This window comes from Acinetobacter sp. IK31, assembly GCF_035615195.1.
Classification (GTDB): domain Bacteria; phylum Pseudomonadota; class Gammaproteobacteria; order Pseudomonadales; family Moraxellaceae; genus Acinetobacter; species Acinetobacter calcoaceticus_C.
In genome coordinates this window covers 387636-410965 of record NZ_JANBOB010000002.1, presented here as the reverse complement: position 1 = coordinate 410965, position 23330 = coordinate 387636, and the positions used below count along the sequence as shown (strand labels likewise).

Here is a 23330-nt window from a genome sequence, read left to right as displayed (position 1 = left end):
AAGAAAGAGAGTAAAGATTACTTTCTCATACTCTATTAAATTTTAAAATTGGAAATAAGTTAAATACCTTTAAAGTATAATTTCATACCTTAACAAACTTATTTTATTGGATTTTTTATAAGCAACTATAGTAGAGATAAATCATCGTTTTGAACACTAAACTTACTTATCTTTTTATTCACAAAAAACCGCCTATTAAAAAATAAGCGGCTTTTATAAAACTCTAAATTATTGTGCTGTGTAGCCACCATCCATAACAACAGCTTGGCCTGTTACCCCGCCCGCTTTGTCACTTGCAAGGAAAATTGCATAATCAGCAATTTCTTTAACCGATAACAAACGCTTTTGAGGAACCATAGCCAAAATTACATCTTCAAGTGCCCTGTCTAAACTCACATTACGAGTTTTTGCCAAATCTGCGATTTGACCACGAACCAATGGTGTGTCGACATAACCTGGGCAAAGTGCATTTACGGTAATACCATCGCGTGCGCATTCTAATGCCGCAACTTTAGTCAAACCAATTAACCCATGTTTAGCACTGTTGTAACCGGCTTTTCCAGCAAAGCCAATCAAGCCATTAATTGAAGCCATATTAATAATACGACCTGATTTCTGAGCTTTCATGATTGGAAAAACATGTTTAATACCAATAAATGAACCAGTGAGCATGACTTGAACTAGCTTTTGAAAAACAGCCGTTGGAAAGTCTTCAATTGAAGAAACGTGTTGGAAACCAGCATTATTAATTAAGATATCAACCGTACCAAAAGTCTTTTGAGTGAGCTCAATCGCTTGTTTATAAGCATCTTCGTCAGTTACGTCACATGGTGCAGATAATGCTTCAAAGCCTTGTTCTGTTAGCAGCTTTGCCGTTTCTTGGCACTTTTCGGCATTCATATCAGAAATGACAACTTTTGCACCTTCTTGAGCAAATTTCTTGGCAATCTCTAGACCGATACCACTTGCAGAACCTGTAATAAAGGCTACTTTTCCGTCTAAAAGTTTAGTCATTTATTTACTCCTTAATTATAACGTGCTGATTTAAACAATACCTGTCACGGTAAAGACTGTAATCACCACAAATACCGCTAATGTTTTAATTACGGTGACTGCAAAAATATCTTTATACGACTGTTTATGGGTTAAGCCAGTAACCGCGAGTAAAGTAATGACAGCACCATTATGAGGAAGCGTATCCCTTCTATAACGATATACTTTCCTTCATAAAAAAGACCTTCAGTACTTGTTTCTTTTAATTTGCAATAAATCGCAATCGGATGTGTCAGTTTTCTATTTTCTTCACTCGGAACATGAGTAATCCCAGATAAAAAATTTGAGTTATTATTTTCTAAATTCCAAGAAGTACCACTGTCTTTATGCCATTTGCTATTTGGATATTTAGAATCTAACCATTCAATACATTGCTTCATTGTTGAAAATTTTTTTGTTTCCTCTTTTTCAATTTTTGATGCTGCACTTACCGAGGCTCCAAACGTTAAGAATAAAGCTCCAATTAAAGTTTTTCTCATGAAAATACCCTTTATTATTAATAATTAAAATTTAAGAACTTAAGATATAAAAAAACCACCCTTAGGTGGATTAGTTTTTAGGAAGAGTTTTGTTAATTTCACCACCTGAAGTTTCCTAAAATTTTAATAAGTTGAAACTTTCAAAGTTAGCGAAAATACAAAAAAGAAGAGCGACTAGCAAAATTAGGGTAATCTTATTCATTACATTTTACCTTAGAGATTTTAATTTTTTTTAATCTCGCAATGGTACATGAATATACTATAAAAACCTTAATTATTAAGAATCTACCACAATTTATTACAAAAGCCGTTTGTAATACTTAATTACCTTTTCTAAATCTCTTAATAGCCATGTAACTTGCGAATCAACAACAATGACCAGACGTAATTCTTGTACCATTTTTACATTCATTCAAGCAATAAAAAAACGACTGCTGGTTTATGAAGATGATTATCTATAATTCTTTAGCGCACTTCAATGAAGCTGCCTTTAAGTCATTATCAGCTTTGTAAACCATATTTGAATTAGAGGCACTCAGAGTTATTCTAGCTTCGAGTATATCTTTGTTTAAACGCTTCACTTCTAGAGTCATACCATTTTGAATGTAAATCATATTATTTGCATATTTAACTTTGTTGAATACAACATGCCCATTAGTATCGTCACAAAGTATTCCATTGCCATCTGAATCAAGTTTTATTGTTGATATGCTTGGGCCAATCGAAATTGTCCATATCCCTGATACTGAAAGTGTTGAAGGTTCTACTTCACTAAATTTATTATTAATCATTTGATTAGTTGGAGTTACACACCCACTTAATAAAAAAAACAGGCTCAATGCAAATATCTTTTTCATGAAATTATCCATTTTAGTTATGAGTAAAATTTACCAGATCAGAAAGTGGAAAACTACCCGAAGGTGATTTAAGTAGTTCTACACTTTCTTTTTCATAATTTTTTGTCAAAAAACATTATATTAGACAAATTTTCGTATAAATTACCCTTCTAGGTGAGCTGAGCAATCTAAAGGAATGAAATGACGCTTAAACAATTAAAAGCTTTTTTAGCTCTTGCGCGTACACTTAACTATGCCAATGCATCTTTAGAGCTACATCTAAGCCAATCTGCTTTAAGCCTCACCATCAAAAGCCTAGAAGAAGAATTAGGCGGTAAATTGTTTAACCGTAATACACGTCGTGTTGAGCTTACCCAAGAAGGCAAATCCCTCATTCCCTATGCTAAAAAATTACTCGCCAATTGGGAAGAAATGGAAAACGATGTTAAACAACGCTTTAAGCTCAATCGTGGAACATTAAGTATTGCCTCTATGCCATTTGTGACTCATGCAATTTTGCCAGAGGTGATTCATCAATTTTTAGCACTTCATCCCAATCTGAACTTTTCAATTCAAGATATTCCCAATGAGACCATTATCGAAAAAGTACAAGATGGTATTTTTGAACTTGGTATTTGTTTTGAGCCTGATCTTACCGAAGGCTTAGAGTTTAAACCTTTGTTTGAGGAAGATTTCTTAGCCTTATTACCTAAAAATCATCCTCTTGCCGATTCTGCCTCTATTACATGGCAAGAGCTTTGTTCAAATCCATTCGTTACATTGCAAAAGCCTTCAATTGTTCGATATTTAGTTGAGCAGAATTGTTTGCGAAATAATATGACGCTTGATTTAAAAGTTGAATGCCATCAAATTTCATCGCTTTCGAGCTTTGTTGCTTACGGAATTGGTGTAAGTGCGATTCCAAGGCATTTTGCGAAACATATTGATAAAGAACATAATGTATTAATCGAATTAAAAGACGAAACTATTCGTAAGACCGTTGGAATTGTTTATAAAAAGAATTTTGAAATTTCAAATATTTCTACTCAATTTATTGAGGCATTGATTCAATATAAATTTTAAAAATTAAATACTGAATTTTAAGATGAGATAAGCTTGCGGCTAAGGTGAATTTATTAATTATTATATTTTTCAATATCCTAAGATACTTTTTTAAAAGATTTTAGCTTTATATGCTTCTGATCTTTTGTTGTTAATTTGATAGCATTCATTGATTATACTTATTAATCCTTTAAAAAAATTAACTTCTATAATACAAATTGAGATGCTAAAACTAAGATTACTAAAGGATATAGGAAAATAATAGAATGAATAAAGTTTATGCCAATGCAGAGGCAGCACTAAAAGATGTTATTGCAGATAATCAAACACTTGCCGTTGGTGGTTTTGGTTTATGCGGAATTCCTGAAAAACTGATTGTTGCAGTTAAGCAAAGTGGTGTGACTGGTCTCACTTGTATTTCGAATAACGCTGGTGTAGATGATTTTGGTTTAGGTATTTTGCTTCAAACTAAACAGATTAAAAAAATGATCTCTTCTTATGTTGGTGAAAACAAAGAATTTGAGCGCCAATATTTAAATGGTGAACTTGACGTAGAACTCACCCCACAAGGGACCTTAGCTGAAAAGTTACGTGCTGGTGGTGCTGGAATTCCTGCATTTTATACTCAAACTGGTGTAGGTACACTGATTGCTGAAGGTAAAGAAGAACGTACCTTTAAGGGCAAAAACTATATTTTAGAAGAATCATTAACAGCGGATATCGCACTTGTTAAAGCATATAAGGCAGATAAAGCGGGTAATTTAGTGTTCCGTAAAACTGCTCAGAACTTTAACCCTGAATGCGCAATGGCTGGAAAAATTACAATTGCTGAAGTTGAACAGGTTGTTGAAGTTGGTGAGTTAGATCCAGATGAAATCCATTTGGCAGGTATCTATGTAAATCGTATTGTACTTAATGCATCACCTGAAAAGCGTATTGAACATAAAACTTTAAGCACGGAGGCGGTATAAAATGGCTTGGTCACGCAATGAAATGGCACAACGTGCTGCAAAAGAACTTGAAGATGGTTTTTATGTCAATTTGGGTATTGGCTTACCTACCCTAGTTGCCAACTATATTCCTGAAAATATTAATGTTTGGCTTCAATCTGAAAACGGTTTATTAGGTATTGGCGAGTTTCCAACTGAAGAAACTGTTGATGCCGATTTAATTAATGCAGGTAAACAAACGGTTACTGCTCGCGCTGGCGCTGCTTTTTTCTCAAGCTCAGCTTCATTTGCCATGATCCGTGGCGGCCATGTAAACATTGCAATTTTAGGTGCAATGGAAGTTTCCGAAAATGGTGACTTGGCTAACTGGATGATTCCGGGTAAGAAAGTCAAAGGTATGGGCGGCGCAATGGACTTGGTTGTTGGTGTCCAAAAAGTTGTTGTTCTAATGGAACATTGTGCAAAAGACGGTACGCCAAAAATTGTGAAAAACTGTAGTTTACCTTTAACAGGTAAAGGTGTGGTTCACCGCGTAATTACTGACTTAGGTGTAATGGACATTACCCCACAAGGCGTTGAACTGATTGAACTTGCTAAAGATGTCACTCTTGAACAGATTCAAGCTGTTACAGGTGTCGAATTCTATAAAACCTTAGTCGCATAAATTTTAGTTTTTAGTTAGCCCTATAAGACTTAAGTCAGAAAGTGAGCTTAAGTCTTAACCCTTTTAAGCACCGGATGTGCTGTCTATAAATAAGAACGAGAAGGATTTTTTCAGCTATGGAAAAACAGCAAGGAATTTTTGAAAGATTTGCCCTTCGGATTAGTGATTGGTCTGAAAAGTGGTTTCCAGATTCATATATTTTTGCACTACTCGGCGTCATTATTGTGTCGATTGCCGCTTTGGGTATTGGTGCCCCAATTCAAGATGTAGCGACTTCTTTCGGTAATGGTTTCTGGAGTCTTATTCCCTTTACTCTACAAATGACCATGCTCATTATTGTGGGCTATGTCGTTTCTGTATCTAAGCCTATAAAGTTTCTGATTCAAAAAATGGCGCGTATTCCCAATTCTGGGCGCGGTGCTATTGTTTTGGTTGCGACCGTCAGCTTGTTAATTTCGCTGGTCAATTGGGCGGTAAGTACCATCCTTACTGCGCTTTTAGTGATCGCATTAGCGAAGCGTAAAGAGCTGAATATGGATTATCGTGCTGCCGCAGCGGCTGCAATTATTGGTATGGGTGCAACTTGGGCATTAGGGATCAGTTCTTCAGCAGCACAGCTTCAAGCGAATAAAAGCAGTTTGCCTGAGTCGATTTATAATCTGACCGGTGTTATTCCATTTACCGAAACCATTTTCCTTTGGCAATCCATTGCAATGACCATTATTTTGGTGATTGTTTCAATCGCAATTGCATATTGGTCAGCGCCAAAAGGCAATAATGTTAAAACGATTGAAAGTTTTGACATTCAGTTTGAAGAAGAAAAGCCACATGAGGAAAAATCTACTCGTCCGGGTGACTGGTTAGAAAACTCGCCTATTTTAACGATTATTGTGGTGGCTTTAGGCTTAATCTGGATGTTTTTTGAATTTTCAAAAAGTAATCCGATCATTGCCATTTCAAGTCTGAACACCTACAACTTTGTCTTTTTAATGCTAGGCCTAGCGTTACATGGAACGCCAAGAAACTTTTTAAATGCTGTTGCAAAGGCAGTTCCAGCAGTATCAGGCATTTTAATCCAGTTCCCGTTGTACGGAAGTATCGCCTTTATCATGACGCAAGCGTTAAACAGTCAGGATTTATCGCTGTCGCACTACGTTGCCGAGTTTTTCGTCTCAATCGCTTCAAAAGAAACCTTTGCAATTGTGATGGGAATTTACTCTGCCATCCTTGGGTTCTTTGTACCTTCTGGCGGTGGAAAATGGATTATTGAAGCCCCATATGTGATGCAAGCAGCAAATGATTTAAAAGTTCATTTGGGCTGGTCTGTACAGATTTATAACGCAGCTGAAGCTTTACCAAATTTAATCAATCCATTTTTCATGCTTCCAATGCTAGGCATTTTAAAATTAAAAGCAAAAGATGTGATTGGTTTTACAGTCACTCAGCTCGTTGTACATTTTCCTTTAGTTTTATTTTTATTGTGGTTCTTTGGAAGAATGCTTAGCTACACCCCACCTACTTTTTAATTTACGGGCGCCTTTAGTCTCGGCTAGAGGCAAATTTAGCAAATACACCAATAAGAGATATTAAGATGAGTTCAATTGTTATAGTTTCAGGTAGCCGCACTGCAATGGGCGGTTTTCAAGGCAGTCTATCCACTTTAACTGCACCAGAACTTGGCGCTGCTGTCATTCGCGAATCTATTCAACGTGCAGGTGTTGCACCTGAACAAGTAGATGAAGTTATTTTTGGTTGTGTATTGAGTGCAGGCATAGGTCAAGGGCCTGCTCGTCAGGCTATGCGTAAAGCTGGTGTACCTGATCATGTAGGTGCAGTCACCATTAATAAACTTTGCGGTTCTGCCATGAAAGCAGTGTTAATGGCATCAGACACCTTAAAAGCTGGTAGTGCTAACATTATTGTTGCGGGTGGTATGGAGTCCATGAGTAATGCTCCATATATTTTGCCAAAAGCACGTGGCGGCTACCGTATGGGCCATGGCGAAATTAAAGATCATATGTTTTTAGATGGTCTTGAAGATGCTGAAACGGGTCGATTGATGGGTTCTTTCGCTCAAGATATGGCAAATACCAAAGGCTTTACACGTGAGCAAATGGATAACTTTGCGATTTCTTCACTGAAAAAAGCGCAAACTGCCATTACACAAGGTTACTTCAAAGAAGAGATTGTTCCTGTTGAAGTAAAAACTCGTAAAGGTACCGAAGTTATCGATCAAGATGAGCAACCATTAAAAGCGAATCTTGAGAAAATCCCAACATTACGCCCTGCCTTTAGCAAAGACGGTACAATTACAGCTGCAAACTCAAGCTCAATTTCTGATGGTGCTGCTGCATTAGTACTCACTACTGAAGAATACGCAAAAGAGCATGGTTTAAATACTTTAGCAAAAATTGTTGCAACTTCGACCCATTCACAGCATCCAAGCGAATTTACAATTGCTCCGATTAGTGCGATTCAAAAAGTACTTGAGCGTGCTGGCTGGTCTGTTGACGAGGTAGATGCTTGGGAAATTAATGAAGCTTTTGCAATGGTTGCAATGGCACCAATTCATGAACTCGGCATTGATGAAGCAAAAGTTAACATACATGGTGGTGCATGTGCTTTAGGACACCCAATTGGCGCAACTGGTTCAAGAATTATCCTTTCTCTTATCTATGCTTTAAAACGCTTAGGTAAAAAGAAAGGTGTTGCTGCGTTATGTATTGGTGGCGGTGAAGCTACAGCAGTCGCAATTGAAATCTAAAAATTCAAAACAAAGAAGATGTAAGAGTTTTTCTTACATCTTCTTTTTTAGACTTTAAAAAGTTCATAACAGGTTTGACGGAACCATTTGTGGCTACTTTTATGATGGCAAGACATATGCCAATGTTGTTTAACATCATAAGTTGGGAAGTCGAGAGGTGCTGGTAAAATCTGTAAATTTTCTCTCACCAATAAGACTTGGCTCAAATAGTACGGCACAGTTGCAATCGCATCTGTCTCTTGAACGACTAATCCTACCCCTAGATAACTTGGTAAGCGAATTAGAATATTTCTGTCTAATCCTTTGTTCTGTAATTCATTTTTAATATGGTAGTGACCGATCCCTGCATCAATATCGATATGATATTCACGCATATAGTCTTCTAAAGTAAAATTATTTGGATCTAAACGAGGATGGCTCTTTGAGCTAATCACAACATAATGTTGTTTGAAAAACTTCTGTTGATAAAAGCCTTCTTCCAATTGGGGTAAAAAGCCAATTGCAAGGTCAATTTCACCATTTGCCATTTGATAACTAGTTTCTGGTGTAATCGGCCGAATATTCAAGCGAATTAAAGGAGCTTTCTCTTTTAAATAGTTTGTTAATTGCGGCAATAAGACCAGATGAGATACGTCAGTCATCGCAATAGTAAAAAGTTGATCCGAAGTAAGTGGGTCAAAGTTCACACTAAAGTTGTTAATACTTTCAACTTTATCAATAACTTCACTAATGAGTGGAAAGATTTCTTTAGCCAATTCGGTTGGAATCATTTCATTCCCAACACGAATAAAAAGCGGGTCATTAAAATGCTGACGGATTTTGTTCAGTCCATTACTAACACTCGGTTGTGTGAGGCCAATCGCATCAGCAGCCATTGAAACGCTTTTAAACCGATAAATGTGATAAAAAATATTTAGTAATCTACTATCTAGATCAAACAAAATTGTCTCCGTCTGGATCAAATAATCCATTCAAAAGGAATGAAATCAGGTACAGCATATAAAAAATGCTCACTAGATTTTTGAATTATTGATATATGGTCTAAATTAACAAAGAATCTAGACCATGAGCAATGCTTTATAAAGCCTTTCATCATAAAGACAAAGGTATGGGCACTTTAATTGATTACTTTGTATGTAAATATGTTGAATACAGCTCATATCATTATAAATTTTTTTAAATTTAATCATGTTGAATTTGAAAGCCTTTCCAGATTTGTTGGACTGCTTTGTTATCGCTCAAATTATTTTTAAAAATGTAAATATCTTGGGGAAGACAATACTCATGATGATCTAACATAACCAATTTTCCGTTAGCAAGATCTTCTTCTACATTGATTTTTGGAATCCATGCGACACCTAAACCTTGTAATACCAGCTCTTTCAAATTAGTTGCATTATCAGTTTCGTATAAGGTTTTATAAATCAGTTTACCTTCGATCAGTTGGTCTACTAATTTTCGCAAATAAGCATGTTTACTATAAGCAAGCAATGAAAAATTATTCTGAATTGTATGCTTAGGCGTATGGTTTGCTTCAGTAGCCGATACAGGAACAATCTCTGTTTCAGCAATCTTGATTCCACTTAAAATATCATCACCAACACGGTTAATATGAGATCGGTCTGCATAACAAATCATAAAATCGCAGGCACCTTCTTTTAAAAGAGATAAACCCTCGCCACTATTTGTCGCTACAATTTCGATTTTTAAATCCCGCATAAACGTTGGAAATTTTTTCAAAAAAGTCGTTAAAAAACCAGAAGCTAGTGAGTGAACGACACAAAAACGAATAGTAGATTCGGTTTCATTTTTAATATTTTTAATCAGCTTAGCGGTCTCTTCCACCTGCTTCTCAATATTTTTAGACATAACCAGCATAATTCGCCCGATGTCTGTAAATTCAATATTATTTTTATTATTTCTAATAATAACTTCAGCTCCTATCATCTCTTCTAATTGCTGAATTCTACGCGTAAAAGCAGATTGACTAATAAATCGTTTTTCTGCTGCTTTTGAAATAGAACGCTCTCGCTCTAATGTCAAAAGATCTTCTACCCAACGTACTTCTAAGTTCATTTTATGCATTCCCTTTTTATAGTTATGTCCTTAATTTATCTTGTTGGGAAGCTGAAAAAATAGCTGAATAGATGAATGAAAAATATAAAACATGGGAGTACCTGCAAAAATGCGATGGAAGAATGGCAAAGCCAAACGATAAAAAGTATGTATTTAATAATTCTGACATAGAAAAGAGCGTAAGAGAATAAAAGACTTTGATTTAACTCTACAACTCATACAAATATAAAATTCTTCTAATAAAAATTATTTTAAATCAATAATTAAATTAGACATAACGCTAGTAAATGAATAATTCAACCTTAATAAAAAATAAGAATAGTCCGATGATTTCTTCATGTTTTAATTTTGATAAAAAAAGTCCGCATCTTGGGGAAGAATACGGACTGTAAAACTTAAATATTACTATTTTGATCATTTCAGGATTTAAGCTTTCTGACCTAATGAACTCATTCAAATCAGAAGATATATTTGCAGTATAATTCCACTAAAGAAACCTGACTATTCTACTAAAGTATCTATCTCAAATCGGACCGAAACAAATTTCTAATATTCACCAATGAGATAATATAGCTTTCTTGAAATTTCAACCATCATGTTAGAAGTATATTGAGTAATTTCAAAAACTTGCTTTTTCTGTGGATTAAATACCATATTATCTTTTTCATCGCTAAAAAAGATATACGTGGTGTATTTATCCATTTGATGGATATGCTCTTTTAAGCTTACTTTTTCCCCAGAATTGGGATCATAGGCGATAAACTTCATTCTCATGAATTTTGTCTCTATACATACAGTCTTTTACCTAAAATTTAATAAAACTTAGATAAAACAATATTTTGATGGATAATATAAAATAGTTAAGCTGAGTAATCGTAGCTATTTATAAGATATGGCTACGATATTATTTGCCTTGTTTACAGAGGTTTCTGCAGAGGCAATAGACTGCTCAGCTTCTTTAAGCAGACGAGAGGTTTTAGACTCACTCTTCTCTTCACCATGGAAAAGTACATAGTATGTAAAACTACCCAAAATAATTAATGCAGCTGTGACTTTTAACATAAACTTAAAAACTAGGATTTTTTTGTATTATAGTGCCTTTTATGTGAAATGCATCACATTTTTATATAAATTTGTTAGATAAGCTACACTCTCTGTGCTATTAGCCTCGTTAATTTACTTGATATTTCATTTAAATTAATAAGTCTAAAATTTTGTATACAGTTATTTTTTTAATTACATGATCATTTAGTTCATTCAGTAATTTTATACATTAAATTTAACTAAACAGTAAGCCATTAATTTAAAAAATAAAATTTAGATTTAATTAGCAAAGAAAAAGTTTTTTTATTTTTAGGTTTAGAAAAGAAAAAATTTGATATGCAAAAAATGCATAATTAACTTGATAAATGCATTAGAAGTGAAGCATTTCGAAATCTAATATGAATTATCTACTCTACTAATTCGAAGTTTAATGATGAACGCTGAAATTACCACCCGTATTGAGAAGGATCTTATTGGTTATAGAGAAATCAATAATAATGATTATTACGGAGTTCAAACATTACGTGCTCTAGAAAACTTTAACTTAACTCAAAGCAAAGTTGGAAATTTCCCTCATTTAATTAAAGCGTTAGCAATGGTAAAACTTGCTTGTGCTGAAGCAAATCATAATCTTAAAAGCTTAGATCAAACTAAATTTGAAGCAATTGAATATAGTTGTAATCAACTTATTCGCGGTAATTTTCACGATCAATTCCCGATCGATATGTTGCAAGGTGGTGCTGGTACTTCAACCAACATGAATGCAAATGAAGTATTGGCGAATGTTGCTTTAGAATATATGGGACACGCAAAAGGCCAATATCAATATTTACACCCTAATAATGATATCAACATGTCACAGTCTACAAATGACGTGTACCCTACTGCAATTCGTTTAGGCTTATTATTAAATTTAGACGAATTGAATCTCCCTTTTAATAACTTAATTTTAAGTTTCCGTAACAAGTCTCAAGAATTTGCTCACATCTTAAAAATGGGTCGTACTCAGTTGCAAGATGCTGTACCAATGACATTGGGTCAAGAGTTTGGAGCTTTTGCAGTAACCTTACAAAAAGACCTTGAGCAAATTAATACGCTTATTCCAAATGTTTTAGCTTACATGAACCTTGGTGGCACAGCGATTGGTACGGGCATTACCACTGAATTTAACTATCGCGAACTTGCGATCCAAGCGCTTGCAAAAATCTCTGGTAAGAAAATTAAGTCATCTCCTGATTTAATCGAAGCAACTTCAGATATGGGCGATTTCGTTCTTTTATCCGGTTTATTAAAACGCACAGCAACTAAGCTATCGAAAATTGCTAACGACTTACGTTTACTTTCAAGTGGACCCCGTACCGGCATTAACGAAATTAACCTAGAAGCACGTCAACCTGGTAGTTCAATTATGCCAGGTAAAGTAAACCCAGTTATTCCAGAAGCGATGAACCTTGCTTGCTTCCAGATTATTGCAAATGATTTAGCTGTAACTTTAGCCGCTGAAGCTGGTCAATTACAGTTGAATGCAATGGAACCACTTATTGCATTCAAACTATTTGAATCGATGGATTTGCTTGGTAACGCGATGACAATGTTCCAAAGTAAATGTATTGATACGGTTACGGCGAATCCTGAGCATTGTAAAGCTTTAGTTGAAAATTCAATTGGTATTGTGACTGCACTTAACCCATATTTGGGTTATGAAACTACAACTCGTATTGCTAAAACTGCAAACGAAACTGGACAAAGTGTATTGGCACTCGTTCAAAACGAAGGCTTATTATCAGCACAAGTGCTTGATGATATCTTGTCGATTAATAATATGGTTAAACCAAAAATGTCGGCTTAATTCCTGAAATAAAAAAGGAGCTTTTATAAGCTCCTTTTTTTGTTCTATAAATTTTAAAAACTAAAGGTTGTAGAGAATTGAGCTGTACGAGGATTACCCAAGAATAAGTAGTCATCCCCCATAAATGCGCCTACATCACGCCAATATTTCTTATTAAATAAGTTGTCAATATTGAATCTAAACGTCGTGTCATGCCCAGCAAAACTTGTTTTATAGGCAGCACCAATATTAAAGACGCTATATCCACCTACTTTTGCAGTTGCCTCTTTGTTTGCATATTTACTACTACTATATTGCATGCCACTTAACAGTCTTAAACCTTCAACTGAAGGTACTTTATAAGATAACTGAGCAGTTGCCCGTAATTTTGGTACATTTTGAGTTTGGTGGCCTTTATAACTGTCAGTATCAACATCAACAAGGCGAGATTTGATATAGGTAATACCTGAGCTTAGGTCAATGGTATCTGTTAATGCACCTGTTAAACCTAATTCAATACCTTGATTGTGCTGTTCACCTTGCTCAATAAAATCGAAAGTTCCATCGGCATTGACTTTGCTATATTGATTATCCTGTTTTAAATCAAAAATAGCAGCTGTTAGCAAGAAGTTTTGTACTTGTTGCTTAATACCAAGTTCAAATTGTTCAGAATTTCTAGGTGATAAAATTTCAAGAGCATTATTAGCAAACCAAGGTGCTTCACTACCATCCGATAAACCTTTGGCATATGAAGCATAAAGATTAGTTGCGGCAGTTGGACTATACATGAGCGCTAATTGTGGTAAGAACTTATTTAAATCCGTATCTCGGCTTTGCTGCCCATCTGAATTATAAGCTTGTTCATCAAGATGAATAAATTTTCCACCTAATAAAGTTGACCATTGCTCGTTAAATTGAATTCGGTCAGATATGGTGAAAGCAGTCTGATTGCTTTCTAGAGCTTTGTAACGATCGCCTAATCTTTCTGATGATGGGATGTAGTCAATCGTATCTTCATAGATATTGCCTGTTCCTACCGCTACATTCAGAGGTGTATGGTGCTTTAAGGTTTTATAAGTACGTTGTAATTCGAAAGCAACTTGATGCTGAATGTTGCCAGTATTGAACTGTCCATTTAAACCAGCAGCAAATTGATTGGTAATACGTGTGTCATCTGGGCTACGGAAATCGTAAATATCATAATTACCGTGTTTATCAAAAGTATTGCCTAAACCAGTAACTTCACAAATATCGTTATAACATCCCCATGGGAAAGCACTATTATCATCAATCACAACACGGCTTTGCGATGCACTTAAACTGCCGTTCCACTGATCATTAAAGACATATTGATATTTCAAGCTGGCATTTACACTGTTATTGACAACAGGCTTACTCCAAGACTGATAACCCAATAAACGGTCTTCATCAACATTTGTGGGGACTTGCCCATCAAGCAGTTGATACCCCGGCACTGAGCGTTGGCTTTGATGCTGAGCTTCAATATCAAACAATAGTTTAGAGCGATCATTAATTTTCCAGTCTAAAGCAACTGAACCAAACTCACGTTTACCATTTGCGTGGTCAACATTTGGATGAATACTTTCATGGGCTAAATTAATTCGATAGCCAAACTTATCATTCAAAAAGCCGCCTACATCCGTTGCAAGTGTATAACCACCTTCTGAGTTTGCATCTACGGTAATACTCTTAACATCAGCAGGTCGTTTGGTTACATAGTTGACAACACCACCTGGAGTCGACATTCCACTTTGAATAGCAGAAATTCCTTTTAAAATTTCTACCCGCTCTTTATTTTCTAAAGCAACGTTTTGTTCACCACGAATGTTATGGCCATTAATAAGATAACTTGAACCTAAATCGAGCGAAAAACCACGAGCTACGAAATTTGGATAATAGCCAATTGCAGCGTAGCCATCCCCTAAAGATGAATCATTTTTAATAACATCAGTCAGTGTTTTTGCGTGTTGATCTGCTATGCGCTCAGATGTAATTGTTGTGATAGAGGCAGGAATTTTTTTAATATCGCCTGTTTGAAAACCAGATAAATCAACTTTTTTTGAGGAATATAAAGCATCAACGTTTTGGGTAGCATTCACGGTAATGGTTGGGAGCTGTGAAACCTCCGCTTCATTTGCATAGACTACAGATGTCATCAGTGCAATAGATGAAGCCAATGCTGTTTTAGAACATGTTATGAAGTGAAGATTTAACGAGTGTCTGTCCATTGAATAACTACCTATCCTACAGTGCATAATATAAGTGTGCTAAAAGTCGGAGATCTTCCATATTTTTTAGCCTCGAAAGAATACAGGGACAGATATCCAGAAACAACAAATTATATAATTTTTAGATCAAGTGAATTTTATGTAATAAAGCGTGATCATTATATGAATTTTATTTATTTTCTTTGAAATTGAGACTATAACTTTTTAAGTATTACCAAATAGTCAAAATAAAACTAAGCTCAAAATAGGACTAAAACTAAGGAGGAATACAATAACGAATATGGTGGATAAATTAGATGTTTGATTTTAAATAAAGTTTATGGTGCGATGATCATCTAACAAAATTAAGGAAATGTTCGATAATCGATAAAAATATCTTTAAATCGAACAAAAGATCATACAATCACTAGAATGGAAATTTAAAATTATAAAAAATGCATGGAGAGGAATTCTAAGGTAAGTACTCAGGATTGAGTGATATTTAAAAACTCTTGCGATTTCCTGCTCATTACACCTAAAAATTTCTATTTTTTTCTGCTAACTGACGGAATATATATGACATACACTAAGGAAGAAAAACGTAGCAGAATACGCGGTATTGTTGGTGCGGCCTCTGGTAACCTTGTTGAATGGTTTGACTTTTATATCTATGCAGTCTTTGCGGCTTATTTTACACAAGCCTTAACTGCACCTGACATGGATAGTTCGACCAAAGCTATTTATGTCTGGGGTGTATTTGCTGCAAGTTTTTTCATGCGTCCTATTGGTAGCTGGATATTTGGGCGTATTGCAGATCGACATGGTCGAAAAAAATCAATGGTCATTTCTATTTGTTTAATGGCATTGAGTTCCTTCTTATTTGCTGCCTTGCCTACTTACGATCAAGTCGGATTATTTGCTCCTTTTCTTTTACTCGTTGTCCGCTTACTTCAAGGCTTATCAGTCGGTGGTGAATATGGTGCCGTAGCAACCTACATGAGTGAATTAGGATTAAAAGGTCAACGTGGTTTTTACTCCTCTTTTCAATACGTCACACTCTCTGGTGGTCAATTACTGGCAAGTTTGCTCGGCGTAATTTTATTAACGTTTTTGAGTGAGGAACAATTACTTAATGGTGGTTGGCGTATTCCATTTGTTATTGGTGGTATTGCTGCAATTGTATCTTTACTCGCTCGTAGTCGCTTAGAAGAAACGCTTTCTCATCAAGACAGTGAACGTGCGGGATCAGGTAGTTTAAGAGAACTCTTTAAAAAACACTGGAAAACCTTTTTATTGGTGGTTGGTTATACCTCTGCTGGTTCATTAACTTTTTATGTTGAAACCGTTTATTCAAAAACCTATTTAACGAACTTAGGTATGGATGGAAAAACCGTTGGTTATATAATGACCTTCGCGTTGTTTGTCTATATGTGTGCTCAACCTGTATTTGGTTCAATTTCCGACCGTATTGGGCGACGTTCTTCAATGTTGGCTTTTAGCTTATTATCTGCGATTTTTATCTATCCCGTTATGGCAATCGGAATGCCTAATTATATAGATTCGCCGATCATCATTACCTTGCTCCTCATTTTTATGATGTTGATCTTGAGTTTCTATACATCTATTAGTGGTTTAGTTAAAGCCGAAATGTTCCCTCCATATGTGCGTGCATTGGGCGTAGGATTTTCTTATGCAGTAGGTAATGCCATTTTTGGTGGGTCGGCACCTTCGGTTGCATTACAGTTTAAAGCTGCTGGAATTGAAAACACCTTCTTCATCTACGTCATTGTTATGCTTATTATCTGTTTCTTATGTAGCCTTGCGCTTCCGAAAAAACCAGATTATTTAGAACATGACCATTAAATAAATGAGATGCCTTTTGTCCCAAGCAAAAGGCATCCTTAACACTTAACAAACTCTTTTAAGAAAACCCAAGGATAAATTCCTTTGTCATGTCCATCACTAAAACAGATTTGGGCACCATATCCTTGGTCAAACATTGCGGTAATTTCAATTTCCGCCTGTTCAATTTTTATTTGTTTCATACGTTTTGACCTGCAAAAACCGCACGGACAAATTTCTCTAAGATTTTGATGACTCAAGCATAGGCTTGAACCATCACTCCAAATAAAATGAACTTGTTTATTTAAAATATCTACACGGATATCAGGTCTGAGTTGCATACGCCCCCTCCGTGATTTGAGTTAATCCAATACGAATTGCTTTTCGGACTTCAGGATCAGGGTCATGTTGATGCTGCTCTAATAGCATTTGAGCTTCTTGTGTGCCAATTTCACCAAGTGCTAAAGCAACTTCTTTGCGTAAATTGCTAATTTCATGTTTAAAATTAACTACTAAATCTGTAACGGCCAAACTCGATTTTAATAACCCTAAACTGCGTACAGCTGCAATTTGTACTTGCCAGTAAGGGTCAGATAAAGCGCTAATTAATTGCGTTTCAAGCTGAATAATACGTAATTTTCCAATAGTGAGTGCCGACTCAACTCGTAGTTGCCAACTTTTAGCACCTAGCGAATATTGAAGTGCCTGAATTACATCGGCCGATATAGTTTTACTATAGGCAAGACCACCTGTTGCTATTCTACGTACTTCATCATCTACATCTGTTTCAACAATTTTTGCCAATATTGCAATGGCTTGATCTTGTTGCAACCAGCTTAAAGTACTCACAGCTTCACGGCGTACAAGAATATCTTGATGCTGTACCAAAGCTGATATTTCTACAAAGAACTGCTGTGGTCGTAAAGGTTTTAATGCACGTAAAATTGCGCTTTTTACAAAAGTATTTTCATGCTGTAAATATGGTGCAAGTATATCAGCTGATGCAGCTTCTTTGATTTCACTTAAGCTCTGACTTGCTGCTTGACGAACATCAGCATTTTCATCTATCAATGCTTGAGCAAGCACATGTAAGCTCGCTTCATCTTCCCAACTTTCTAGTTTTTTAGCAGCTTCTTCACGGACCAAAGCGGAAGGATCATGTTTTAATGCGTCATGTACCCAAGGCAATAAATCTGGATTTTCTTCATCACCAATATTCATTAAAGCAACAAAACGAACCTTTTCATCTGGTTGATTTAGCTGGGCGAGAAATTCCTGATTATATTCATCTTGGTCGTCTAAGGTTTGATAATAAAAACTCATTCGTATTCCTTGATTTGTGCTTTCTTTCCAAGCCCCAACGGATTTAAGCGACTTAACTCTTCTTGTTGAGTGGCTTCCTTTAAAGTTTGCATGCAATGTTTTTTAATGGTTGTAAATTCGCTACTCGTAACAAGTTCGATATCCCGTGGACGTTCAAAATCAAGGTTGATTTCCTCAATAATTCGGCCCGGTCTATGACTCATAATCAGTACTCGATCTGCCAGAAAAAGAGCTTCATCAATATCGTGGGTAATAAATAAAACTGAAGTTTGAATTTCTTGCCAAATTTCGAGCAATAGCATTTGCATTTTTAAACGGGTTTGAGCATCAAGTGCTCCAAAAGGCTCATCCATTAATAAGATTCGAGGCTCATTAATAAGTACTCTCGCAATTTCAACTCTTTGCTGCATACCGCCAGAAAGTTCGGCAGGAAATTTCTGCTCAAATCCTTTAAGCCCAACCAGATCAATCATCTTTCTGGCTTGTTCTATACGGCTATGCTTGCTGATTCCTTTCATCTTTAAACCAAAAGCAATATTTTCTAAAACGCTTTTCCAAGGAAATAAAGTATGCTGCTGGAAAACCAATCCTCTATCCGGATGCGGTTCAACAATAGACTCATTGTCGACTATTAAAGTTCCTGAACTAATGGGTAAGTGTCCTGCCAAAGCCCCTAATAATGTTGACTTTCCACAACCTGAAGGGCCAAGTAGGCAAATAAACTCACCCGGTTGTATTTCAAAATTGACCCGATCTAATGCTTGAAAGCGATTTTTACCTTGCCCTAAATGTAGTGATAGATTTTGAATGCGTACATGGCCTTGTGTAATTGACATTTTAAGACTTCCTCAATTGATACCATGGGGTAAATCGATTTCCAATCACACGGACTAAGATACTACTGAACATACCCAATGCCCCGATCAGCACCATGCCAACTACAATATTGCTGTAATTTTGCAAGGTGAAAGATTCCCATGTGAAATAACCAATTCCGTGTTGGCCTGAAATCATTTCAGCGGTGACTAAACAGAACCAACAAGTACCCATTCCAATGGATAAACCCGTAATAATGTTGGGTAATGCACCCGGAATAATGACTTCACGGATAATGGCGAGATCAGAAGCGCCTAGACTTTTTGCTGATGCAATTAATCTTGGGTCGACTGCACCGACACCATGGACTGTGTTTAATAGAATCGGAAATAAAGCGCCAATAAAGGTAATAAAAATCATGGAAGCTTCTGATGATGGAAAAATCAGAATCGCCAAAGGAATCCATGCAACTGCTGGAATTGGGCGTAGTACTTCTAATGGCGGCATTAAAAATGCAGCAATTTTTTGATAACGTCCAGCCAACAATCCAATGCCTACACCAATCAATGCAGCCAATAAAAAGCCAATTACAACTCGAAAAATACTAGATTCAACATGTTCAAATGCTGTGCTGAGTTGAAAAAACGACCATAGCGCATGAATGACATCTATAGGTGTCGGTACATTGCTAAAGTTCACAATACCTAAATTTATTTTAAACTGAGCAAGTCCTTGCCAAGTTACTATCCAGAAAACTATGGATGTAAAAGCGATTCCATAATTTTTAAAATGTGTTTGATATGACCTCAACACCTGAAAAAACTTGAGTAAAAAAATGCTTTGGTTCTTGGGTTTTGTCTGGGCTAAACTACTCATTCGGCACCTCCTGCTCATTAGGTAAAACAACATCAACCATGGGTCACGAGCTGAATGGCTTTAAAGTCATATACTTTTCCACCTTGTTGTTTAGCCCATTTTTCAGCATCATCTTTTAATAAAAAGGCCTGCACTTGACCTACTTTATCTGTGGCATACCATGCCAAATTGGCAAGCAACTTAATGTCGGATTGATGATCTTGGCTATAAACCGCACGGACTTTTTTACCTACCGCTTGAATTTTCTTTAAATCAGAAAATGCATGCTCAGGTGTTTCATAGCTGCGAACCTTTTCTTCACCCTTTACCCAAATTTGAGTCACCCGATCAAATGTTTTGATGGGTTGACCAGTTAAAGCGTCATTTGCGACTAATGGTGATTTTGCATAGTCAGCCAATTGCTGGCTGTAATTAAGCCCAGATGCCTGAAATGCTTCTTTAATGTATTGGTCATCAATAAATTTATTTACATCGAGACTACCATCGTTTTTGCCTAGAACTTTTAAGGTATCTATGGCAATTTGGGTTGCTTTTCGATATTCAGGTTTCCAAGTCAAATCACGAGTTTGTAGACCTAATGGTCCATGAAACAGATAGACCACCTCGGCAGGAATACCCGTTTTTTCTGCAATCAGTTCACTATATTTTTCAGGTTGTTCCCGAATCAGACGATTTGCTTCAATAGTCGCTTGTAAGTAAGCTTTTATGACTTCTGGATGTTGCTGTGCATAATCCTTGTTCGCAAGTGAGCCATGAAATGTCGGTGATTTTGCTTGTGAACCATCATAGATTTTTTTGGCAAAACCTTGGTAAGCAAATAACTCTCCAAAGGGTACAAAGTCAGCATGCGCAGCAATCTTATGACTTTTTAATGCAGGTCCTGCAACTTCAGGAGCCTGAGCAATCACTTTAATATCTTTATCAAGTTGCCAACCTTCAGCTTGAATGGCACGAAGTAACAGCCCATGAGCAGTTGAAGCAAAAGGTACAGAAATGGTCTGCCCTTTTAACTCTTTTAGAGAGGTTACTTTTGAGTCAATAGGAACAACAATCGCATTACCACTGCCATTAATGCTGCCGGATAGAGGCGCTAAAAAGATGCTTTCTTTTCCGGCCTTTTTAAATGCCGCTAAATTATTAACAGCAGGAAAGTCGGCCATTGCGCCTAGGTCTAAACGTCCGGCTACCATTTCACTGGTTAGTGGTGCACCAGAGGTGAAGTTTTTCCATTGAATGTCGTATTTAACATGCTTGTACTCACCATCTTTAGGTAAATATTTTGGTAATAAATTCAACTCACGAACAAGTAATCCACCACTTGCACAGTTAATGGTTGTGTCTTGTGTACCAATCGCTACACGAACAGTTTCTGTTTTACTGCCGCACCCCAAAGTGCCAAGTACAATGGCACCAATTAAGCTACTGAGTAATAGTTTTTTATTGATCAATTTATTTTGGCTCATGTTGAGTATTCCAAATTAATTATTTGAGTAGGTATGGGATATTTACTTTGACTGCATCTGTTGGGCAGTCCTTTTCACATGGCATGCAGTACCAACACTCATCAAATTGCATATAAGCTTTTTGAGTTATAGGATCGATTGCCAATAAGTCCATTGGACAAACATCTACACAGACTGTGCATCCTTTATCAGCAATACATTTATCTTCATCGATAATGACGGGAGCGATAGTACGGTGCTGAATTTCTTTAAAAATAAAAGCCATTGTTTGAATTCCTGATTTATTTAGTCTGTAAGAGCAACATCTTTTTGAATACGTAAACGGTCATAAGACACAGCTTCATCTTGGTTAATCGGAACCACATAAGGCTCAATTGTTTTTTTGAAACTGGTCATGTTGCCGTTTTCATCTTTTTTCAAATGTGCATGACAGAACCATTCCGAGTTATTCTTCTGAGGAAAATCTGCACGATAATGATAAAGGCCCCAACGGCTTTCTTGTCTAAACAATGAGGCTCTGGCCGCCATTTCTGCACAGTCTCGAATAAAAGATACTTCAGCGGCGCGCATGAGTTCATGCGGGTTTTGTGCAGAAATTCGGGCAATATCCTGTTTTATTTCTTCAAAACGTTTAAGCCCAATTTCCATTTTTTGGCGCGTTTTAGGTGGCTGCAAATAGTCATTTACAAAACGGCGCAGCTTATATTCCACTTGTTCTGCGGGTAAACCTTCAACGCAATTAAGTGGAGCAAAGATTCGTGCTTTCTCTGCCTCTATTTCAGTTTGGTTCAATTCACTATCTACAATTTCGCTCACATATTGTGCTGCATTTACTCCAGCAAACCAGCCATAGGTAAATGCGCCAAGCATATAGTTATGTGGTACGGCAGCCATGTCTCCTGCACTATATAAACCTTTAACTGAAGTTTCTGCTTTTTCATTTACCCATACACCAGAAGCACTGTGTCCACTGCAAAAACCTATTTCTGAAATATGCATTTCCACCATATCTTGACGATAATTGGTTCCTCGACCTTCATGAAAACGTCCACGGCTTGGGCGCTCATTGGTATGTAGAATCTCTTCAATGGTTTGAATCGTTTCTTCAGCCAGATGATCTACCTTTAAATAAACCGGACCGTTACCGCTTTCCAGTTCTTGGTAAAATTCCCACATCATTTGACCACTCCAGTAGTCACATTCAATGAAACGTTCACCTTTACTATTGGCTGTATAACCCCCTAAAGGACCTGTCACATAGGCACAAGCTGGACCGTTATAATCTTTAATCAGCGGGTTGATCTGGAAGCATTCTAAATTGGCCAGCTCAGCTCCTGCATGGTATGCCATGGCATAACCATCGCCAGCATTGGTTGGGTTCTCATAAGTTCCCATTAAATAGCCTGAAGCTGGCAGACCTAAACGCCCTGCTGCACCACAACATAAAATGGCAGCTTTAGTCTTAATGACATAAAAATCACCACTACGGCAGTCGAAGCCTAATACCCCATTAATCGCACCTTGCTCATTTTTTAAAAGTTTGGTCGTGACAATCCGGTTATTGATTTTGACTTGAGCACGTTTTAACTGACGATATAGAACCTTTTTTACATCATGGCCTTCAGGCATTGGTAAAACATATGCGCCCATGTGATGTACTTTTTTTACAGCAAACTCACCCGTTTCATCTTTTTCAAATTTAATGCCCCATTGATCAAGTTGTTGAATAGTTTTAAAACTGTGTTTGGCATATGCATATACAGTTGTCTGGTTAACCACTCCATCGTTGGCAATCGTAATTTCTTTGGTGTATTGCTCTGGTGTTGCATACCCCGGAATAATGGCATTATTAAGCCCGTCCATTCCCATTGAAATAGCACCACTACGCTTTACGTTAGCTTTTTCAATCAGTAAAACTTTTAAATTGGGGTTTTCCTGTTTTGCTTTAATTGCTGCCATTGGCCCAGCAGTTCCACCACCAATAACGACAATGTCATATTCAAGATATTTAGTTTCCATGGTTGTA

General features: G+C 36.5%; 21 protein-coding genes and 2 pseudogenes. 7 read left to right on the top strand and 16 right to left on the bottom strand.

The genetic code is table 11. The features are described from left to right. Positions 1 to 228: 228 nt before the first annotated feature. The 4 genes and pseudogenes from MSG66_RS02825 to MSG66_RS02810 all read right to left on the bottom strand — a co-directional run bounded on the left by MSG66_RS02825 (position 229) and on the right by MSG66_RS02810 (position 2389). On the bottom strand, positions 229 to 1014 hold the full coding sequence (locus MSG66_RS02825) for a 3-hydroxybutyrate dehydrogenase (RefSeq protein WP_324652079.1): 786 nt from the start codon (positions 1012 to 1014) through the stop codon (positions 229 to 231). Positions 1015 to 1044: 30 nt separating this feature from the next. After that, positions 1045 to 1200, bottom strand: a pseudogene (locus MSG66_RS02820) (GntP family permease); the annotation flags it as partial. Beyond that, entirely contained in the window at positions 1146 to 1532 is a 387-nt protein-coding gene (locus tag MSG66_RS02815) for a hypothetical protein (RefSeq protein WP_324652077.1), read from the bottom strand. The gene MSG66_RS02815 and the pseudogene MSG66_RS02820, both read right to left, overlap by 55 nt. Before the next feature lie 455 nt (positions 1533 to 1987). Further along, the gene (locus tag MSG66_RS02810; RefSeq protein WP_324652075.1) at positions 1988 to 2389 is read right to left on the bottom strand and encodes a J517_1871 family lipoprotein; all 402 of its coding nucleotides are present in this window, start codon (positions 2387 to 2389) and stop codon (positions 1988 to 1990) included. A 180-nt stretch (positions 2390 to 2569) separates the two neighbouring features. Between MSG66_RS02810 and MSG66_RS02805 the strand changes: the two genes are divergently transcribed. From MSG66_RS02805 to MSG66_RS02785, 5 genes are all read left to right on the top strand, one after another. Beyond that, positions 2570 to 3451, top strand: a complete 882-nt coding sequence (locus MSG66_RS02805; RefSeq protein WP_042896382.1) for a LysR family transcriptional regulator — start codon at positions 2570 to 2572, stop codon at positions 3449 to 3451. A 245-nt stretch (positions 3452 to 3696) separates the two neighbouring features. After that, positions 3697 to 4401: a CoA transferase subunit A gene (locus MSG66_RS02800; RefSeq protein WP_324652073.1), complete on the top strand. Its 705-nt coding sequence runs from the start codon at positions 3697 to 3699 to the stop codon at positions 4399 to 4401. Position 4402: 1 nt separating this feature from the next. After that, positions 4403 to 5044 carry a 3-oxoacid CoA-transferase subunit B gene (locus MSG66_RS02795; RefSeq protein ID WP_042896384.1) on the top strand — a complete coding sequence of 214 codons (642 nt, stop codon included), beginning with the start codon at positions 4403 to 4405 and terminating at the stop codon, positions 5042 to 5044. Between the two features lie 116 nt (positions 5045 to 5160). Continuing rightward, positions 5161 to 6570: a short-chain fatty acid transporter gene (locus tag MSG66_RS02790; RefSeq protein ID WP_324652070.1), complete on the top strand. Its 1410-nt coding sequence runs from the start codon at positions 5161 to 5163 to the stop codon at positions 6568 to 6570. Positions 6571 to 6635: 65 nt separating this feature from the next. Then, positions 6636 to 7808 carry a thiolase family protein gene (locus MSG66_RS02785; protein WP_324652068.1) on the top strand — a complete coding sequence of 391 codons (1173 nt, stop codon included), beginning with the start codon at positions 6636 to 6638 and terminating at the stop codon, positions 7806 to 7808. A 47-nt stretch (positions 7809 to 7855) separates the two neighbouring features. Here MSG66_RS02785 and MSG66_RS02780 read toward each other — a convergent pair whose 3' ends face one another. The 4 genes from MSG66_RS02780 to MSG66_RS02765 form a co-directional block, all read right to left on the bottom strand. After that, a complete protein-coding gene (locus MSG66_RS02780; RefSeq protein WP_042896782.1) occupies positions 7856 to 8749 on the bottom strand; it encodes a LysR family transcriptional regulator in 894 nt (297 codons plus the stop codon). Positions 8750 to 8990: 241 nt separating this feature from the next. After that, the gene (locus MSG66_RS02775; RefSeq protein ID WP_324652065.1) at positions 8991 to 9884 is read right to left on the bottom strand and encodes a LysR substrate-binding domain-containing protein; all 894 of its coding nucleotides are present in this window, start codon (positions 9882 to 9884) and stop codon (positions 8991 to 8993) included. A gap of 546 nt (positions 9885 to 10430) precedes the next feature. Further along, on the bottom strand, positions 10431 to 10652 hold the full coding sequence (locus tag MSG66_RS02770) for a hypothetical protein (RefSeq protein ID WP_080028261.1): 222 nt from the start codon (positions 10650 to 10652) through the stop codon (positions 10431 to 10433). A gap of 111 nt (positions 10653 to 10763) precedes the next feature. Next, entirely contained in the window at positions 10764 to 10946 is a 183-nt protein-coding gene (locus MSG66_RS02765) for a hypothetical protein (RefSeq protein WP_042896391.1), read from the bottom strand. Positions 10947 to 11358: 412 nt separating this feature from the next. On the opposite strand from MSG66_RS02765, the gene MSG66_RS02760 reads away from it, so the two are divergent. After that, positions 11359 to 12777 carry an aspartate ammonia-lyase gene (locus MSG66_RS02760; protein ID WP_324652063.1) on the top strand — a complete coding sequence of 473 codons (1419 nt, stop codon included), beginning with the start codon at positions 11359 to 11361 and terminating at the stop codon, positions 12775 to 12777. A 53-nt stretch (positions 12778 to 12830) separates the two neighbouring features. On the opposite strand, the gene MSG66_RS02755 is transcribed toward MSG66_RS02760, so the two are convergent. Next, positions 12831 to 15032 (bottom strand): TonB-dependent siderophore receptor, encoded by a 2202-nt coding sequence (locus MSG66_RS02755; RefSeq protein WP_324652061.1) that lies wholly within the window; start codon positions 15030 to 15032, stop codon positions 12831 to 12833. Positions 15033 to 15560: 528 nt separating this feature from the next. Between MSG66_RS02755 and MSG66_RS02750 the strand changes: the two genes are divergently transcribed. Then, positions 15561 to 16847 (top strand): MFS transporter, encoded by a 1287-nt coding sequence (locus MSG66_RS02750; RefSeq protein ID WP_133973679.1) that lies wholly within the window; start codon positions 15561 to 15563, stop codon positions 16845 to 16847. A 38-nt stretch (positions 16848 to 16885) separates the two neighbouring features. Here MSG66_RS02750 and MSG66_RS02745 read toward each other — a convergent pair whose 3' ends face one another. From MSG66_RS02745 to MSG66_RS02715, 7 genes and pseudogenes are all read right to left on the bottom strand, one after another. Further along, on the bottom strand, positions 16886 to 17167 hold the full coding sequence (locus tag MSG66_RS02745) for a DUF971 domain-containing protein (protein ID WP_324652058.1): 282 nt from the start codon (positions 17165 to 17167) through the stop codon (positions 16886 to 16888). Further along, entirely contained in the window at positions 17151 to 18149 is a 999-nt protein-coding gene (locus MSG66_RS02740) for a HEAT repeat domain-containing protein (protein ID WP_324652056.1), read from the bottom strand. The genes MSG66_RS02745 and MSG66_RS02740 overlap by 17 nt, the downstream gene beginning before the upstream one ends. Beyond that, positions 18146 to 18985: an ABC transporter ATP-binding protein gene (locus tag MSG66_RS02735; protein ID WP_324652054.1), complete on the bottom strand. Its 840-nt coding sequence runs from the start codon at positions 18983 to 18985 to the stop codon at positions 18146 to 18148. Before MSG66_RS02735 ends, MSG66_RS02740 begins: the two co-directional genes overlap by 4 nt. Before the next feature lies 1 nt (position 18986). After that, positions 18987 to 19841, bottom strand: coding sequence for an ABC transporter permease (locus MSG66_RS02730; protein ID WP_324652052.1), 855 nt, complete (start codon positions 19839 to 19841; stop codon positions 18987 to 18989). Positions 19842 to 19873: 32 nt separating this feature from the next. Beyond that, positions 19874 to 21304, bottom strand: a complete 1431-nt coding sequence (locus MSG66_RS02725) for an ABC transporter substrate-binding protein (RefSeq protein WP_324652050.1) — start codon at positions 21302 to 21304, stop codon at positions 19874 to 19876. A 19-nt stretch (positions 21305 to 21323) separates the two neighbouring features. Then, positions 21324 to 21569 (bottom strand): 4Fe-4S dicluster domain-containing protein, encoded by a 246-nt coding sequence (locus MSG66_RS02720; protein ID WP_005040873.1) that lies wholly within the window; start codon positions 21567 to 21569, stop codon positions 21324 to 21326. A 20-nt stretch (positions 21570 to 21589) separates the two neighbouring features. Further along, positions 21590 to 23326 (bottom strand): annotated as a pseudogene (locus MSG66_RS02715) (fumarate reductase/succinate dehydrogenase flavoprotein subunit); the annotation flags it as partial. Positions 23327 to 23330: the final 4 nt, after the last annotated feature.